The organism is Pseudomonas sp. 05N434, from assembly GCF_056396965.1.
On record NZ_JBFTMK010000042.1, the window covers coordinates 1 to 15,436 of the forward strand.

The 15,436-nt window shown below is 58.3% G+C and carries 13 protein-coding genes and 4 tRNA genes; 10 read left to right on the forward strand and 7 right to left on the reverse strand.

All coding sequences use genetic code 11. From position 1 onward, the window contains the following. Nucleotides 1–183: 183 nt before the first annotated feature. The 6 genes from clpB (at nucleotide 184) to AC1DLB_RS04975 (ending at nucleotide 5,239) form a co-directional block, all read left to right on the forward strand. Nucleotides 184–2,748, forward strand: a complete 2,565-nt coding sequence (clpB, locus tag AC1DLB_RS04950) for an ATP-dependent chaperone ClpB (RefSeq protein ID WP_477784681.1) — start codon at nucleotides 184–186, stop codon at nucleotides 2,746–2,748. A 299-nt stretch (nucleotides 2,749–3,047) separates the two neighbouring features. After that, nucleotides 3,048–3,123: transfer RNA gene (locus AC1DLB_RS04955), tRNA-Asn, on the forward strand. 9 nt (nucleotides 3,124–3,132) lie between these two features. Continuing rightward, nucleotides 3,133–3,209 (forward strand) — tRNA-Pro (locus tag AC1DLB_RS04960). A 5-nt stretch (nucleotides 3,210–3,214) separates the two neighbouring features. After that, a tRNA-Lys gene (locus tag AC1DLB_RS04965) sits at nucleotides 3,215–3,290 on the forward strand. 95 nt (nucleotides 3,291–3,385) lie between these two features. Continuing rightward, a tRNA-Pro gene (locus tag AC1DLB_RS04970) sits at nucleotides 3,386–3,462 on the forward strand. Nucleotides 3,463–3,613: 151 nt separating this feature from the next. Further along, a complete protein-coding gene (locus AC1DLB_RS04975) occupies nucleotides 3,614–5,239 on the forward strand; it encodes a methyl-accepting chemotaxis protein (RefSeq protein WP_477748773.1) in 1,626 nt (541 codons plus the stop codon). Between the two features lie 62 nt (nucleotides 5,240–5,301). Here the strand turns inward: AC1DLB_RS04975 and AC1DLB_RS04980 are convergent, their stop codons facing one another. From AC1DLB_RS04980 to AC1DLB_RS05005, 6 genes are all read right to left on the reverse strand, one after another. After that, a complete protein-coding gene (locus AC1DLB_RS04980; RefSeq protein WP_477743876.1) occupies nucleotides 5,302–5,703 on the reverse strand; it encodes an HvfA family oxazolone/thioamide-modified RiPP metallophore in 402 nt (133 codons plus the stop codon). Between the two features lie 334 nt (nucleotides 5,704–6,037). Then, nucleotides 6,038–7,336, reverse strand: a complete 1,299-nt coding sequence (locus AC1DLB_RS04985; protein WP_019581250.1) for an NAD(P)/FAD-dependent oxidoreductase — start codon at nucleotides 7,334–7,336, stop codon at nucleotides 6,038–6,040. A gap of 60 nt (nucleotides 7,337–7,396) precedes the next feature. Then, nucleotides 7,397–7,570: a DUF3094 domain-containing protein gene (locus AC1DLB_RS04990; protein WP_007938396.1), complete on the reverse strand. Its 174-nt coding sequence runs from the start codon at nucleotides 7,568–7,570 to the stop codon at nucleotides 7,397–7,399. A gap of 161 nt (nucleotides 7,571–7,731) precedes the next feature. Further along, nucleotides 7,732–8,358, reverse strand: coding sequence for a DUF1780 domain-containing protein (locus tag AC1DLB_RS04995; RefSeq protein ID WP_007938395.1), 627 nt, complete (start codon nucleotides 8,356–8,358; stop codon nucleotides 7,732–7,734). A gap of 110 nt (nucleotides 8,359–8,468) precedes the next feature. Then, on the reverse strand, nucleotides 8,469–8,918 hold the full coding sequence (locus AC1DLB_RS05000) for a potassium channel family protein (protein WP_018930176.1): 450 nt from the start codon (nucleotides 8,916–8,918) through the stop codon (nucleotides 8,469–8,471). A gap of 22 nt (nucleotides 8,919–8,940) precedes the next feature. Then, entirely contained in the window at nucleotides 8,941–10,044 is a 1,104-nt protein-coding gene (locus tag AC1DLB_RS05005) for an AI-2E family transporter (RefSeq protein WP_138866323.1), read from the reverse strand. Nucleotides 10,045–10,292: 248 nt separating this feature from the next. Between AC1DLB_RS05005 and AC1DLB_RS05010 the strand changes: the two genes are divergently transcribed. From AC1DLB_RS05010 to AC1DLB_RS05020, 3 genes are read left to right on the forward strand one after another with little or no spacing between them, the layout of a single operon-like run. Next, on the forward strand, nucleotides 10,293–11,660 hold the full coding sequence (locus AC1DLB_RS05010; protein WP_477784682.1) for an MFS transporter: 1,368 nt from the start codon (nucleotides 10,293–10,295) through the stop codon (nucleotides 11,658–11,660). Next, on the forward strand, nucleotides 11,657–12,877 hold the full coding sequence (locus AC1DLB_RS05015; protein ID WP_477784683.1) for a benzoate/H(+) symporter BenE family transporter: 1,221 nt from the start codon (nucleotides 11,657–11,659) through the stop codon (nucleotides 12,875–12,877). Before AC1DLB_RS05010 ends, AC1DLB_RS05015 begins: the two co-directional genes overlap by 4 nt. Before the next feature lie 17 nt (nucleotides 12,878–12,894). Continuing rightward, nucleotides 12,895–14,163, forward strand: coding sequence for an OprD family porin (locus AC1DLB_RS05020; protein WP_477743880.1), 1,269 nt, complete (start codon nucleotides 12,895–12,897; stop codon nucleotides 14,161–14,163). A 9-nt stretch (nucleotides 14,164–14,172) separates the two neighbouring features. Here AC1DLB_RS05020 and AC1DLB_RS05025 read toward each other — a convergent pair whose 3' ends face one another. Then, nucleotides 14,173–14,415, reverse strand: coding sequence for a DUF2790 domain-containing protein (locus AC1DLB_RS05025; RefSeq protein WP_477743881.1), 243 nt, complete (start codon nucleotides 14,413–14,415; stop codon nucleotides 14,173–14,175). A gap of 541 nt (nucleotides 14,416–14,956) precedes the next feature. Here AC1DLB_RS05025 and AC1DLB_RS05030 point away from each other — a divergent pair. Continuing rightward, the coding region (locus AC1DLB_RS05030; protein ID WP_477784684.1) for an energy-coupling factor ABC transporter permease at nucleotides 14,957–15,436 on the forward strand (480 nt) is incomplete at its 3' end.

The window sequence follows — 15,436 nt, forward strand, 5'->3', positions numbered from 1 at the left end:
GCCGCAGTCCACGCACCGGCCGGTTTGCCTCTCTGATCTGGCTCGAACGCTAGACTTCTCTGATCTACATCAACTGCACGACGCTTGAATCTCCCAGAATCGACCACATCTATAGCGGTATCTGGCAGGTTTCTTTATTCGGGATGTTTATAGGTCCGGCCTGCTCAAAAGGAAGGTGAACCCATGCGTATAGACCGTTTAACCAGCAAGCTGCAGTTAGCCTTGTCCGACGCCCAGTCCCTGGCTGTCGGCCTCGATCATCCGGCCATTGAACCGGCGCATTTGATGCAGGCCATGCTTGAACAGCAGGGTGGTTCGATCAAACCCCTGCTGATGCAGGTGGGTTTCGACGTCAACAGCCTGCGTAAAGAGCTGACCAAAGCGCTCGATCAGCTGCCGAAAATCCAGAACCCGACCGGTGACGTGAACATGTCGCAGGATCTGGCACGCCTGCTCAATCAGGCCGATCGCCTGGCCCAGCAGAAGGGTGACCAATTCATCTCCAGCGAACTGGTGCTGCTCGCCGCGATGGACGAGAACAGCAAGCTCGGCAAATTGCTGCTCGGCCAGGGCGTGAGCAAAAAGGCGCTGGAAAACGCGATCAACAATCTGCGCGGCGGTGAGGCGGTCAATGACGCCAACCAGGAAGAATCACGCCAGGCGCTGGATAAATACACCATCGACCTGACCAAGCGCGCTGAAGAGGGCAAGCTCGATCCGGTGATCGGCCGTGACGATGAAATTCGCCGCACCATTCAGGTTCTGCAACGCCGCACCAAGAACAACCCGGTGCTGATCGGTGAACCTGGCGTGGGTAAAACCGCCATCGCCGAAGGCCTGGCTCAGCGCATCATCAACGGTGAAGTGCCGGACGGTCTCAAAGGCAGGCGCCTTTTGTCCCTGGACATGGGGGCATTGATTGCCGGTGCCAAATACCGCGGCGAGTTCGAAGAGCGCCTCAAGTCCCTGCTCAATGAACTGTCGAAGCAGGAAGGGCAGATCATTCTGTTCATCGACGAGTTGCACACCATGGTCGGCGCGGGCAAGGGCGAAGGCTCGATGGACGCAGGCAACATGCTCAAACCGGCATTGGCTCGCGGTGAGCTGCATTGCGTCGGCGCGACCACGCTCAACGAGTACCGTCAATATATAGAGAAGGATGCGGCCCTCGAGCGGCGCTTCCAGAAGGTCTTGGTGGACGAGCCGAGCGAAGAAGACACCATCGCCATCCTGCGTGGTCTGAAAGAGCGCTACGAAGTTCACCACAAGGTGGCAATCACCGACGGTGCAATCATCGCCGCGGCCAAGCTCAGCCATCGCTACATCACGGACCGCCAGTTGCCGGACAAGGCCATCGACCTGATCGACGAAGCCGCCAGCCGCATCCGCATGGAAATCGATTCCAAGCCGGAAGTGCTGGACCGTCTGGAGCGTCGCCTGATTCAGCTGAAGGTGGAATCCCAGGCGCTGAAGAAAGAAAGCGACGACGCGGCGAAGAAACGTCTGGAAAAATTGCAGGAAGAAATCGCCCGTCACGAGCGTGAGTATTCGGATCTCGAAGAGATCTGGAACTCGGAAAAAGCCGAGGTCCAGGGTTCCGCACAGATCCAGCAGAAAATCGAACAGTCCCGTCAGGAACTGGAAGCCGCGCGCCGTAAAGGCGATCTGAACCGCATGGCCGAGCTGCAATACGGGGTGATCCCGGACCTGGAGCGCAGCCTGCAAATGGTCGACCAGCACGGCAAAAGCGAAAACCAGTTGTTGCGCAGCAAGGTGACTGAAGAAGAGATCGCTGAAGTCGTGTCGAAATGGACCGGCATCCCCGTGGCGAAAATGCTCGAGGGCGAGCGCGAAAAACTGATGAAGATGGAAAGCCTGTTGCACCAACGTGTGATCGGTCAGGACGAAGCCGTGATCGCCGTCTCCAACGCAGTGCGGCGTTCCCGTGCCGGGTTGTCCGATCCGAATCGCCCGAGCGGTTCGTTCATGTTCCTCGGCCCGACCGGTGTCGGTAAAACCGAGTTGTGCAAGGCGCTGGCCGAGTTCCTCTTTGATACTGAAGAGGCGATGGTACGGATCGACATGTCCGAGTTCATGGAGAAGCATTCCGTGGCTCGTCTGATCGGCGCGCCACCGGGCTACGTGGGCTATGAGGAGGGCGGTTACCTGACCGAGGCGGTGCGTCGCAAGCCTTACTCGGTGATCCTGCTGGATGAGGTCGAGAAGGCCCACCCGGATGTGTTCAACATCTTGCTGCAAGTGCTTGAAGATGGCCGTTTGACCGACAGCCATGGCCGCACGGTGGATTTCAAAAATACCGTGATCGTCATGACCTCCAACCTGGGCTCGGTACAGATCCAGGAACTGATAGGGGATCGCGAAGCGCAGCGCGCAGCGGTGATGGATGCGATTTCCACGCACTTCCGGCCGGAGTTCATCAACCGGGTCGACGAAGTGGTGATCTTCGAGCCGCTGGCTCGGGATCAGATCGCGGGCATTAYCGAGATCCAGTTGGGTCGCCTGCGTAGCCGTCTGACCGAACGCGAGCTGAAGCTTGAGCTGAGTCCGGAAGCGATGGATAAGCTGATTGCTGTCGGTTACGACCCGGTCTATGGCGCACGGCCGCTCAAACGGGCGATCCAGCGCTGGATCGAGAACCCGCTGGCCCAGCTGATTCTATCGGGTCGTTTCATGCCCGGAGAGACCGCCAAAGGTGTGGTGGAACACGACGAAATCGTCTTTGTCTGATCCCCAGTGGCAACAAAATGAAAGAGGCCTCGCATTGCGAGGCCTTTTTTTCGATAGGCTGTTGAACTCAAAGGAAAATGCTTGTAAAGTGCGCCCCGCAGTAAGTCACCCCGAGAGGGTTTCTGCTCCCCAAGCAGGAATCTGAAATAAGTTGCAAATCATTAACTTGAAAGCAATTTAGGGGGTTGACAGAGGTGCTTAAGATTGTAGAATAGCGCGCCTCAGACACACGAACGCAGCGATGCGAACGAGTCGAAGAGCTGAAGCAAGCTTCACAGTTGTAAATTGAAATATGTAGTTCCGTGATAGCTCAGTCGGTAGAGCAAATGACTGTTAATCATTGGGTCCCAGGTTCGAGTCCTGGTCACGGAGCCAATTTCAAACCGGGGTATAGCGCAGTCCGGTAGCGCGCCTGCTTTGGGAGCAGGATGTCAGGAGTTCGAATCCCCTTACCCCGACCATTTTTGGGTCGTTAGCTCAGTTGGTAGAGCAGTTGGCTTTTAACCAATTGGTCGTAGGTTCGAATCCCACACGACCCACCATTTTTGAAACCAGTTAACGCTGGGATCGAATCTTAAGATCAGACGCCAAAAGCTCTGTTCGCAGAAGGCGCCTTTCAAAGGTGCCTTTTTTTTACCGGGGTATAGCGCAGTCCGGTAGCGCGCCTGCTTTGGGAGCAGGATGTCAGGAGTTCGAATCCCCTTACCCCGACCATATTAAAAATCCTCGTATCGAAAGATACGGGGATTTTTTTTTGTCTGCGAAAAAGCAGATCGCTTCAAGTCATCGTACAACTTGCCGATAACGAGCTAACGGGGCATGGACAGGGCCTCGACTCCAGCCAATAAAAACAAAGGCGCTCGTTATGTTTCTTCGTCAGCTGAATATTGCCCCTCGCGCCGCGCTGGGTTTTGCCTTGATCGCGGTACTGGTGGCATTGCTCGGGGTATTTGCACTGGGGCAGATGTCGAGCATTCGCGACAGCGAGGTGGCGGTGGAGGCCCAATGGTTGCCGAGCATTCGCGGCGGTGACGAGATCCGCGAGCTCATGCTGCGCATCCGTACCATTTCCCTGCGCATGGCCTTGGATCAAGATCCGAAGAACATCGCCACTTACCGCAGCCAAATGGACACGCGCGACAAGGAATTGAGCGAGAAAATTGCCGCTTATGACAAATTGGTCACCACCCCTGAGGGCCAGGAGTTGTATGACCAGTTCAAAAAAACCTTCGCCGCCTACGGCAGCGGCATCGCCCAATCCTTCACCCTCGCTGAGCAAGGGAGGCGTGACGAGCTGACCAAACTAYTGCTGGTCGACATGAAGACTGTTGTCGACGGTTCGGGCAAACAGCTCAACGATCTGGCGGAACTGTTCACCCGGCTAGTGGCCGCCGAGAGCCGGAAATCCCAAGAGCACTATGCCACCTCCCGGATGATCGTCAGCCTGTTTATTGCCCTCGCGGCGCTGGCCACGGTCGGCCTTGCGATGCTGTTGACCCGTAGCATCGTCAAACCCTTGGCAGAGGCGTTGAACGCTGCGGAAAACGTGGCACGAGGCGATCTGACCCGCCCCATCGAGACCCATGGCAACGACGAAGTGAGCCGCTTGCTCAAGGCGCTGGCGACCATGCAACACAACCTGCGTGACACCTTGCAGGGCATCAGCGGTTCGGCGGCGCAATTGGCGACGGCAGCCGATGAATTGAACGCGGTCACCCTCGACTGCACCCAGAATCTGCAACAGCAGAACAACGAGATTGAACAAGCGGCGACAGCCGTCACCGAAATGACCACCGCGGTGGAGGAGGTCGCACGCAACGCGGTTTCTACCTCTGACGCCACGCGCCAATCCAGTGAGTCGGCACACGTTGGCCATCAGCGAGTGAGCGAAACCGTGAGTGCCATCAGCGCCCTTGCCAGCGATGTACAGACGACGGGCGGCTTGGTGCAGTCGCTGGCCAGCCAGTCTCAGGACATCGGCAAGGTGCTGGATGTGATTCGTGCCATTGCTGAACAGACCAATTTGCTCGCCCTCAACGCGGCCATCGAAGCGGCGCGTGCGGGCGAAAGTGGTCGAGGTTTCGCGGTGGTTGCCGACGAAGTGCGTGCCTTGGCGTACCGCACGCAACAGTCGACTCAGGAAATCGAAAAAATGGTTCAGGGCATGCGTACTGGCTCAACCCAGGCGCTGGACTCCATGCAAGCCAGCTCCTCGCGGGCCGCCAGCACCCTGGCGTTGGCGGAGCATGCGGGCGAAGCGCTGCAGACCATCACCGCTTCGGTTCACCAGATCCACGAACGCAACCTGGTGATCGCCAGCGCCGCCGAGGAGCAGGCGCAAGTGGCGCGTGAAGTTGATCGCAACCTGGTGAACATTCGCGATTTGTCGGTACGCTCCGCTGCTGGCGCCGATCAGACTAGCGCCTCCAACCATGAGCTGTCGCAGTTGGCCAATTCGTTACGGACCATGGTGCAGCGGTTTCAGTTGTAAATCCGCCGGACGAAAAAAAGCCCCGCTCCTCGATGGAGAAGCAGGGCCTGGTCTTCATTGGCTTAGCTGTTGTCTTTCAGGTGCTCGAACAAGCCTTTTGGCATTTGTTTGCCATTGGCTTCGTAGCTGGCTTTCACATTGTCGAAAGCCTCTTGTTCCGAGATTTGACCATCGTGGTTGGTGTCGATCTTGTCGAAGTCGCCCTTGGGCGCCACTTTCAGGAACTCCGCACGGGACACCTGACCATCGCCATTGGTGTCGGTCTTGGCCATCGAGGCATCGCCGCACTTGCCTTCGCCACATTTGCCTTCTGGGGTTTTTACCGAAGTTTCGGCGGAGGCGACCATGTAGCCCTGGGTCAGTGGCTGCGCGGCGAATACGGAACCGGACAACATCAGGCCGCCGGCCAGGACGGCACCGAGCAGGCCAACGGTGTTTTTGCTGAGAGTAGTGGTACGGGACATTACAAATCTCCTGGGTTGCACGACACAACCGTTCGATAAAGGACGCCACGCAAGTGCGGCGATGACCGAAGCAGGCGGTGCCTTGCTCGGGTGTGGCCATTTAGCGGGCGCGGTGTATCGCTACTGTGTCGTGCAAGGAGGGAGTTTGTAAGCGAAGGGGTGAAATCGTGGGGCAGATACAGTGAGACACGTAGGTGTCAGGAAGTTGGACCGGGACGCATGATTCGCGGGCAAGCCTCTCTCCTACGGGGGAGTCGATCGCATCTTTCGATTTGACTCCGAACTGTAGGAGCGAGGCTTGCCCATGAAGAGGCCCTAAGTGACGCCGAAGCTCTTAATGCAACTTGAGCCGCGGCTCGGTCCCACGCCCAATCTTGCTACCCAGCATCAACATCGCCGTACGGAACGCGCCATACAGCGCCATCTGGTGCATGCGGTACAGCGACACGTAAAACATCCGTGCCAGCCAGCCCTCGAGCATCACGCTGCCGGTCAGGTTGCCCATCAAGTTACCCACAGCCGAAAAACGCGACAGCGAGATCAGCGAGCCGTAGTCGGTGTATTTGTATTCCGGCAGGGCCTTGCCTTCGATCCGCAGTTTCAGCGATTTGGCCAGCAACGAAGCCTGTTGGTGGGCCGCCTGGGCACGCGGCGGCACATTGCGGTCGCTGCCCGGTTGCGGGCAGGCCGCACAGTCGCCGAAGGCGAAGATGTTCTCGTCGCGGGTGGTTTGCAGGGTCGGCAGCACTTGCAGCTGGTTGATGCGGTTGGTTTCCAGGCCATCGATGTCCTTGAGGAAACCCGGCGCACGAATCCCGGCGGCCCAGACTTTGAGGCTGGCGTTGATTACCTGGCCGTCGGCGGTAATCAGGCTGTCGGCGGTCACTTCGCTGACCGCGGCATTGGTCATGACGTTGACCCCGAGTTTCTCCAGGGTTTTATGCACAGGCCCGCCGATCCGCTCCGGCAGCGCCGGGAGAACCCGTGGTCCGGCTTCGATCAGGGTGATGTGCATGTTTTCCGGTTTGATCCGGTCCAGGCCATAAGCCGCCAGTTCATGGGCGGCGTTGTGCAGTTCCGCTGCCAGTTCGACCCCGGTGGCACCGGCGCCGACRATGGCCACGCTGATCTGTTGCACGGTGTCGGTCTGTCCGGCGTGCGCGCGCAGGTAGTGATTGAGCAGTTGCTGATGGAAGCGCTCGGCCTGCTTGCGGGTGTCGAGGAACAGGCAGTGTTGCGCCGCGCCTTGAGTACCGAAGTCGTTGGTGGTGCTGCCGACAGCAATCACCAGCGAGTCGTAAGGCACTTCGCGCGCGGGTACCAGTTCAAGGCCAGCATCGTCGTAGGTGGCGGCCAGCTGGATTTTCTTCTGTGTGCGATCGAGCCCGCTCATGCGCCCCAGCTGGAACTCGAAATGGTTCCATTTTGCCTGGGCAACATAGTTGAGTTCGTCTTCGGAAGAGTTGAGCGATCCAGCGGCCACTTCGTGCAACAGCGGTTTCCAGATGTGGGTCAGGTTCGCGTCGACCAGCATCACACTGGCCGTGCCGCGCTTGCCCAGAGTCTTACCCAGACGGGTAGCCAACTCCAGACCGCCGGCGCCGCCGCCAACGATGACAATACGATGAGTCATGGGGATATCTCGCAAGGCTAAAAGAAATCTGTACCGTTACCCGAGCGAGCGCAAGGCAGCTCATAGCGTCAGGTAACTGATAAGTCGGCTCAACAGGCCTAAACCAATGGTCACTGCCAACACCACCACCAGGAGCATCCACGGCCGGAAAGGCCGGCGCTCGACTTGGTGCTGGGACAGGTGCAGGTACTCTTCGACATGCTTCTGGTCGTCGGGGTTCAGGCGGCTGGTCATAAAGGCCTCGTCGGGTAGACGTTGCTGAATGTGCAGACGTTACAGCAGATTGTCTGCAAGCGTTGAACGGTGCATGTGGTTCGGGTGAACGATTGCGCTTTGTAACATTCGGCCAGTGATTGCGCCATCCTGTGCAGGGTTGCCGCTATATGTGGCGGGACTCACAAGCTGATCCCGACATCGAAGACGATGCTGCGCCCCAGGTTGCTGCGCAGGAAATCCGGGGCATCCGGGTGGGCGAAGAGTACGCGGGCGAAGGTCGGGCCGACCAGCGACAACGAGCGCCAGCCCTGGCGCAGGTATTCGGTGGGCGGCGGGAAGTGGCTGTTGAGGTCCAGCACTTCGCGCTTGAGGCTGGCGAAGGCGATGATGTCCAGATCCCCCAGGTCCATGCCGCGCTCTTTGTAGTTGTGGGCTTTTTTGCGCAAGGTTGGTGCCAGTCTCAGCAGAAATTCATTAGCCGGGATCCGCCGGGGCTTGGCCTCGCGGCGCACCAGTTGGCTCAGGGAGAACGCGCTGCGCCGACGTTGCAGCTCATCACGCCATTCATCATTGAGGCGCCGGCCCTCGTCGAGCACGAAGAACACCTCGAAATTCGCGTCGCGAAACAGCACGTCCGGCGGCTCTCCGGCGGGGGCAAACTCGTCGGCGCGATAGGGAATGTTCAGACCTTGCAGCAGGCGCTGGCAAACCCAACGCTCACGCTCCCATTTGCGGGCATTGGAAAGGAACGTGTTGGCTTGCTCGGCCGCAATGGTCAGCAGGCGTAAATAATCGGAGTCATCCATAGGCCCAAGCTTAGCGTTCAAATGTGATCTGAATAATAAAGTCTGTCGCAAAAGAAAAAAGTCGGTCGCGATTTCTTCAGATAGAACCTTACCTGCTTTTTCTGACGTACCTATAGGTGTTCGCGCTGTTGTAGCCTTTCCATGCTGTGTTTGATGACATCCATCACCGCAGCGGTCATGACTGAGGTAGAGACACCAAACATCAGGATGCCGTTGGCTGCTTCCAGTGGGCCAAGCAGACGCCAGCGTGGGGACATGATGATATCGCCATAGCCCAGCGTGGCGAAGTTGACTGCCGAGTGATAGAGCGCAGTGGCGAATTCGTCGAATTCGTCGAGCAACATGAACAGGGTGGCCCAGATGGCGATCTGCACGAAATTGCCGAGCAACATCAGCACCATGACCATCGACAGCAACAGGATATTCAGCCATTGCGATTCACGATTTGGATGGGTATGCCTGAAATGCACGTAATGGCGCAAACAGATAGTTATGAAAACGGCTTGCATCAGCAGGCAGAACAGCATCACGGGGAGACCGGCGAGTAGATTCAACAGCATGGCGATATCCTCGGCAGACGTGTCAGATCGGTCCCTGGCGGTCTGTCCCGGGTTCTTGCGCTTTATCGTCCACCCATTGCCAGAACAGCCGATAACCGACAGCCAATATCACAGGGCCGATAAACAGGCCGAGGATACCGCTCGTGACCATGCCGCCCAAGGCACCGATCAGCACCACCGGCATTGGCACATCGACACCTCGGCCTAACAGCAACGGCTTGAGGACGTTATCGACCAGGCCCGCAACGAAGACATAGATGGCAAACACAATGGTCGCCGTACTGGCACCTTCGTTCGCGAAGACGTAGACGATGACCGGAAGGGTAATCAGGGTGGCCGGTAATTGCATGATGCCAATAAGCAGCACCGCCAAGGCGAGAAGACCTGCGCCGGGGATGCCCATGGACACAAAGCCGATGCCGATCAACAGCATCTGGATGAAGGCGATGCCGACCACGCCCAACGCCACTGCCCGGATGGTCGCGGTGCACAGCTCGGTGATTTTCGGTCCCTTGACCGGGCCGCAGAAGCGCGAAGCGATTTGCACTGCGCTGCGGTGGCCACTTTCACCATAGGCTAAAAAAATACCGGCAATAATCAGGGCAAAGATAAATAAAAGGAGCCCCATGCCGGCCCCCGCCAGCTTGCTCAGCAGGGAGAGGCTGACACCTTTGATTTGCGGTATGAACTTCTGTAGCAGGTCGGGCAGGTTGGTGACAGCTTGTGTCCATAAGCCATGAAGGGGTTTGCCCACAAGTGGCCAGCCGGCCACCGCGTCGGACGGAGGGGGGATATGGAAACTGTCACTTTTGACCATGCTTATCGCCCGTTCCACGGAGTCTGCAATCGAGGTTCCCAACAAATAGGCAGGCACCATAAGGATGCAGATGGCGATCAGCACAATCAGCGTCGCGCTGAGCCCATCCTTGTTTCCCAGCGCGCCTTTGAACCTGACTTGTGACGGGTAGAGGGTGATTGCCAGGATTATCGACCACAGCATCAGATCGAGGAATGGACTGAATATCTGGAAGCAGAAAACCACCAGAACGGCGATCAACCCGGCACGAATCAGTACATCGAGCAGACCTCGGGAAAAAGCCTTTTCGGAAATTGGCGTGGGAACCATCGATTTTTCCTCCTATAGGAGCAAAGGCATGAGCCGGGTAAATCCAGCATAGACGTGCTCCTCGCCACAGGTTTCTCTGATTCAAGACCCTCTTTCCCCGCCCAACGCCCGGTTCCGAGCGGTGCACAAAACGGATAGCGATCTGCGCAAAGCGGATATTGCCCCGTGCCTGGCGACTTTACCCTCGGCTGTACGGACGTTAGCCGCGTTACCGACTCTTAAAAAAACAACAACAAGAGATAGATGCCATGCGCAAGATTGACGTACATGAGGTTATCGACAAGGCACGATTCAACCGCTTTCACTGGATGGTGCTGTTCTGGTGCGCCCTGATCATCATTTTCGACGGTTACGATTTGGTGATCTACGGCGTGGTGTTGCCGATGCTGATGAAAGAGTGGGGGCTCAGTCCTCTGCAAGCCGGCGCACTGGGAAGTTATGCACTGTTTGGAATGATGTTCGGCGCGCTGTTTTTCGGCCCGCTGTCAGACAAGATCGGTCGTAAAAAAGCCATCACCCTGTGCGTGATGCTGTTCAGCGGTTTTACCGTGCTCAACGGTTTTGCCAGTAACCCCACCGAGTTTGGCCTCTGTCGGTTCATTGCCGGGCTGGGCATTGGCGGGGTGATGCCCAACGTCGTGGCGCTGATGAACGAATACGCGCCGAAGAAAATCCGCARCACGCTGGTGGCGATCATGTTCAGCGGCTACTCGGTGGGCGGCATGCTCTCGGCGGGGCTCGGCATCGTGCTGATCCCAAGTTTCGGCTGGCAGTCGGTGTTTTACGTGGCGGTGCTGCCGTTGCTGCTGTTGCCGTTGATCATGCACTTCCTGCCTGAATCGGTGGGCTTCATGCTGCGTCAGGGGCGCAATGAAGAGGCGCGCAACATTCTCCAGCGAGTCGATCCGGCGTACATCGCGCAAACCGGCGATCAGCTGCACATAAGCGAAGTGAAGGGCAGCGGCACCCCGGTGTTGCAGTTGTTTCGTGAGGGGCGGGCGCTGCGCACGCTGATGCTGTGGCTGGCGTTTTTCTGCTGCTTGTTGATGGTCTACGCCTTGAGTTCCTGGCTGCCGAAACTGATGGCAAGCGCCGGTTACAGCCTGGGCTCGAGCCTGTCGTTCCTGCTGGTACTCAACTTCGGCGCCATTTTTGGCGCGGTCGGCGGCGGTGTGCTGGGTGACAAACTCAACCTGCCACGCGTGTTGGCGGTGTTCTTCGCCGGTGCAGCCGTATCGATCACCTTGCTTGGCTTCAACAGCCCGATGCCGGTGTTGTACCTGCTGATCGCCATCGCTGGCGCCACCACCATCGGCTCGCAGATACTGCTGTACGCCTGCGCCGCGCAGTTCTACTCCATGGCCATTCGCTCCACCGGTTTGGGCTGGGCGTCGGGCATCGGCCGCAACGGCGCCATCGTCGGCCCGCTGCTGGGCGGTGCCTTGCTGGGGATCAGCCTGCCGCTGCAACTGAACTTCATGGCGTTTGCCTTGCCCGGTGCGGTGGCCGCCATTGCCATGACCGTGTTCGCGATCAGCAGTCAGCGCAGTGTCAAACAAGCGCTGTCGGGCCTGCGCCATGGTTCGCGTGACGGGTCTGTCGGCGACGTTTCATGAAAGCGTTATTCCGGGATTTTTCCTTGTCGGCTGCCGTGGCCGGATTTATCGCGACGGTGATTTCCTACGCGGGCCCCCTGGTGATCATCTTTCAGGCCGCCGAAACCGCTCACCTCTCGCGAGAAGTGCTGTCGTCGTGGGTCTGGGCGATTTCCATCGGCAGCGCCGTGCTCGGCATCGGTTTGAGCTTGCGTTACCGGGTGCCGGTGATCATCGCGTGGTCGGCGCCGGGCTCGGCGTTGCTGGTGGCGCTGTTGCCGGGAATATCCATGCCCGAAGCGGTGGGCGCGTACCTGGTCAGCAGCCTGATTATCTTTCTGGTCGGGGTGTCGGGGGCATTTGACCGGATCATCGGCAAACTGCCCGCGGCGATTGCGGCGGCGATGCTGGCAGGGATTCTGTTCAGTTTCGGCACCGGGTTGTTCGTCTCGTTGCAAGGCAAGCCGCAGCTGGTGCTGGCGATGTTTGCCACGTACCTGATCTGCAAACGGGTGATGCCGCGTTATGCGGTGTTGATGGTGCTGCTGGTGGGCTGTTCCATCGCGTTTCTCGCCGGTGATTTGCACCGCGAAGCGCTGGTGATCGGTTTGGCTACGCCAGTGTGGATCACGCCTGCGTTCAGTTTGAGCGCGACGCTGAATATCGCCTTGCCGCTGGTGATGGTGGCGCTGACCGGCCAGTTTGTCCCCGGCATGGCGGTGCTGCGCGCCAGCGGCTACGCAACGCCCGCCGGCCCGATCATCGCCAGCAGTGCGTTGGGCACTGCGCTGTTGGCGCCGTTCGGTTGTCACGGGCTGAATCTGGCGGCGATTACCGCCGCCATCTGTACCGGTCGCGAGGCCCATGAAAACCCGGGCAAACGCTATGTGGCCGGGGTGGTGGGCGGTCTCTGTTATTTGGTGCTGGGGATCTTCGGCGCCACGCTGGTTTCGTTGTTTTCGGCGTTCCCCAAAGAACTGATCGCGGCCTTGGCCGGGCTTGCGTTGTTCGCTGCGATAGCGGGGGCACTGGYTGGCGCAATGGCGGTGCCGAGTGATCGTGAAGCCGCATTGGTGACCTTTCTCACCACCGCCTCGGGCATGTCGCTGTTTGGGTTGTCTGCCGCTTTCTGGGGACTGATTTTCGGCATGGTCACCCACTGGTTGTTAAACGCCCGGCGTCCCATCGCTCGTAGCGCAAATGCTGCGACTGAAGCACTTCAACCTGTCGATCAATAAAAATAAGAGAAAAAACGATGAAACAGATTTTTCCAACAACCGGGTCAGTGTTGTCCATCGCTGTCGTCTCGAGTTTCTCCACCGGTGCGGTGGCCGCCGAGGGCGGCTTCATCGAAGACAGCACCGCCACCTTGCAAGCGCGCAATTACTACTTCAGCCGGGACTTCTCCGACATCGTCGGGGCCAATAAACAGTCGAAGGCCGAAGAGTGGGCACAGGGCTTCATTCTCAACGTCAAATCCGGTTATACCCAGGGTCCTGTCGGTTTTGGTGTGGATGTCATTGGCCTGCTCGGCCTCAAACTCGACAGCAGCCCGGACCGGGTCAATACCGGTTTGCTGCCGGTGCGCAATGATGGACGCGCGGCGAATGAATACAGTCGTCTGGGGGGCGCGCTGAAGGTGCGTTACTCCAAGACCGAATTGAAGGTGGGGGAGCTGCAACCCAACCTGCCGGTGCTGGCCTTCAGCGATATCCGTCTGCTGCCGCCCAGTTATCAGGGCGCAAGCATCAGCTCCAATGAGATCGATGGCCTGACCTTACAGGGCGGTCATTTGAGTTCGACCAGCCTGCGCAACGAGGCTGGCGATGAAAAGATGCAAGCCATGCTCGGTCATGTACCCCAGCGTCAGGTCAGCAGCGATGGTTTCAACTTTGCCGGCGCCGACTACGCGTTCAATGATAAACGCAGCTCGGTCAGCGCCTGGTTCGGGCAATTGGAGGATATCTACAACCAGCGCTTTCTCGGCTTCAAGCACAGCGAGCCGTTGGGTGACTGGACCCTGGGCGCCAACCTTGGCTATTACGATTCGCGCGAGGACGGCAAAAAATTACTGGGCAACATCGACAACCAGGCGTTCTTCTCTTTGCTGTCGGCCAAGCGCGGCGGTCACACGTTTTATGTCGGCTATCAGGGTATGTTCGGCGACAGCGCCTTCCCGCGAGTGTTTGCCAACATCACTCCGTTGGGCAACGAGGTGCCGACCTACGAGTTTGCCTACGCCGACGAGCGTTCCTGGCAGGCGCGTTACGACTACGACTTCGCCGCCCTCGGCGTGCCGGGGCTGACCAGCACCGTGCGTTACATCACCGGCAATAACGTCGACACCGGCAAGGGGTTTGAAGGCAAGGACCGCGAGCGCGATCTGGACATCGGCTATGTGTTGCAAAGCGGCAGCCTCAAAGGCCTCGGGATCCGCGTGCGCAACGCCATGGCGCGCTCCAACTACCGCAGTGATATCGACGAGAACCGCCTGATTCTCAGCTACACATGGAAGTTGTTATGACCGGAGCGATCACAGATCGGTGGTGCAGTTGCCCATGACTTCGTACGTCACGCGATGGGTCTGGCCCTGATGGTCGATATATTCCATGGTCGCTGGCACGACTCCGCAGGCGGTTGCGGTGTCTGTCACTGAAACGACCTTGGCGATGTCCAGTGGTTGTGCCGGGTTGTACGGGGTGGCAGCGGCTGGCTCGTTGGCGGCCAGGGCCGAGGTGGCGGCGAGGGTCAGGAGCAGGCTGGTCAGGGTTTTCATTTTTCTGTGCTCTGTGTGGGTTCCAGTGTCTGAATTTTAGTCTTTGTCTGCGGGGGATAAAGGGGGCTGGGTCTGATTCAGTCTTGCAGGAAATGTAACAATCGCTGGGTCTTTTTTATTGGGGGTATATCCGTTTCTGCGGTAACGGCGAGACAGATCAAGATCAAAAGTCAAAGCAACGGCAAGATCAAAAGATCGCAGCCTTCGGCAGCTCCTACTGGGGGAATATGTACCCGCGTCCAACCAGGTCGGCTGGTAGGCCGCCTCGCTTTTGATTTTGACGCACCGCCCCCTCGAGAGGCCGAATGGAGGGGCAAAAGCGCTTTGGTTACTTTCGCGCTTTTCGAAAGTGACCCGCCGTAAGGGCGGAACCATAAGTGGCCGTTACAAAAAAATGGATATGTACGCCACCAAAGAGCCGCCATTACCGCAGCAACGAATATGCCCCCCAATCGTAAAACGCCCCTCCAGAGCAAAATCAAAGGGCGGTGTAGACTGATGACCTGTTCTCTTCTGGTAAGACAAAGGAGTGTGCCCAGCCATGATCGGTGCCGAGTTACTGTCATCCCAAACCCTGACGATGGGGTGGTTGATCTATATACCGGCACTGATCTGGGCAATTGCACGAGCGCCATGGGTCGAACTGTTCAGCGACAGCCGCCGCCAGCATCTGTTGTTCGGTACGGTGTTTGCGCTGTTCATGCTGTGGCTGGTGCGACGGGACTTCGATACCGGTGTGTCCTATCACTTCATCGGCATGACCGCCGTGACCTTACTACTGGATTGGCCGTTGGCGATTGTCGGCGGGTTGGTCGCGCAGGTGGGCTTGGTGTTGCTCGGGCGTCAGGACCTGGCCGCTGTCGGGGTCAATGGCGCTCTGCTGATCCTGCTGCCGGTGCGGGTCACCGAGTGCTGCGCCATCCTGGTGGAGCGCGCGCAGCCACGTAATCCCTTCGTGTACATCTTCTGTTCCGGTTTTTTTGCCGCTGCGCTGTCGGCCTTGTTGTGCCTGATCCTGACG

Coding starts and splice junctions, on each gene's coding strand:
- AC1DLB_RS04980 (WP_477743876.1), bottom strand. CDS start 5,703: ATGTCCCGTACCACTACTCTCAGCAAAAACACCGTTGGCCTGCTCGGT.
- AC1DLB_RS04990 (WP_007938396.1), bottom strand. CDS start 7,570: ATGACCAGCCGCCTGAACCCCGACGACCAGAAGCATGTCGAAGAGTAC.
- AC1DLB_RS04995 (WP_007938395.1), bottom strand. CDS start 8,358: ATGGATGACTCCGATTATTTACGCCTGCTGACCATTGCGGCCGAGCAA.
- AC1DLB_RS05000 (WP_018930176.1), bottom strand. CDS start 8,918: ATGCTGTTGAATCTACTCGCCGGTCTCCCCGTGATGCTGTTCTGCCTG.
- AC1DLB_RS05005 (WP_138866323.1), bottom strand. CDS start 10,044: ATGGTTCCCACGCCAATTTCCGAAAAGGCTTTTTCCCGAGGTCTGCTC.
- AC1DLB_RS05020 (WP_477743880.1), top strand. CDS start 12,895: ATGAAACAGATTTTTCCAACAACCGGGTCAGTGTTGTCCATCGCTGTC.
- AC1DLB_RS05025 (WP_477743881.1), bottom strand. CDS start 14,415: ATGAAAACCCTGACCAGCCTGCTCCTGACCCTCGCCGCCACCTCGGCC.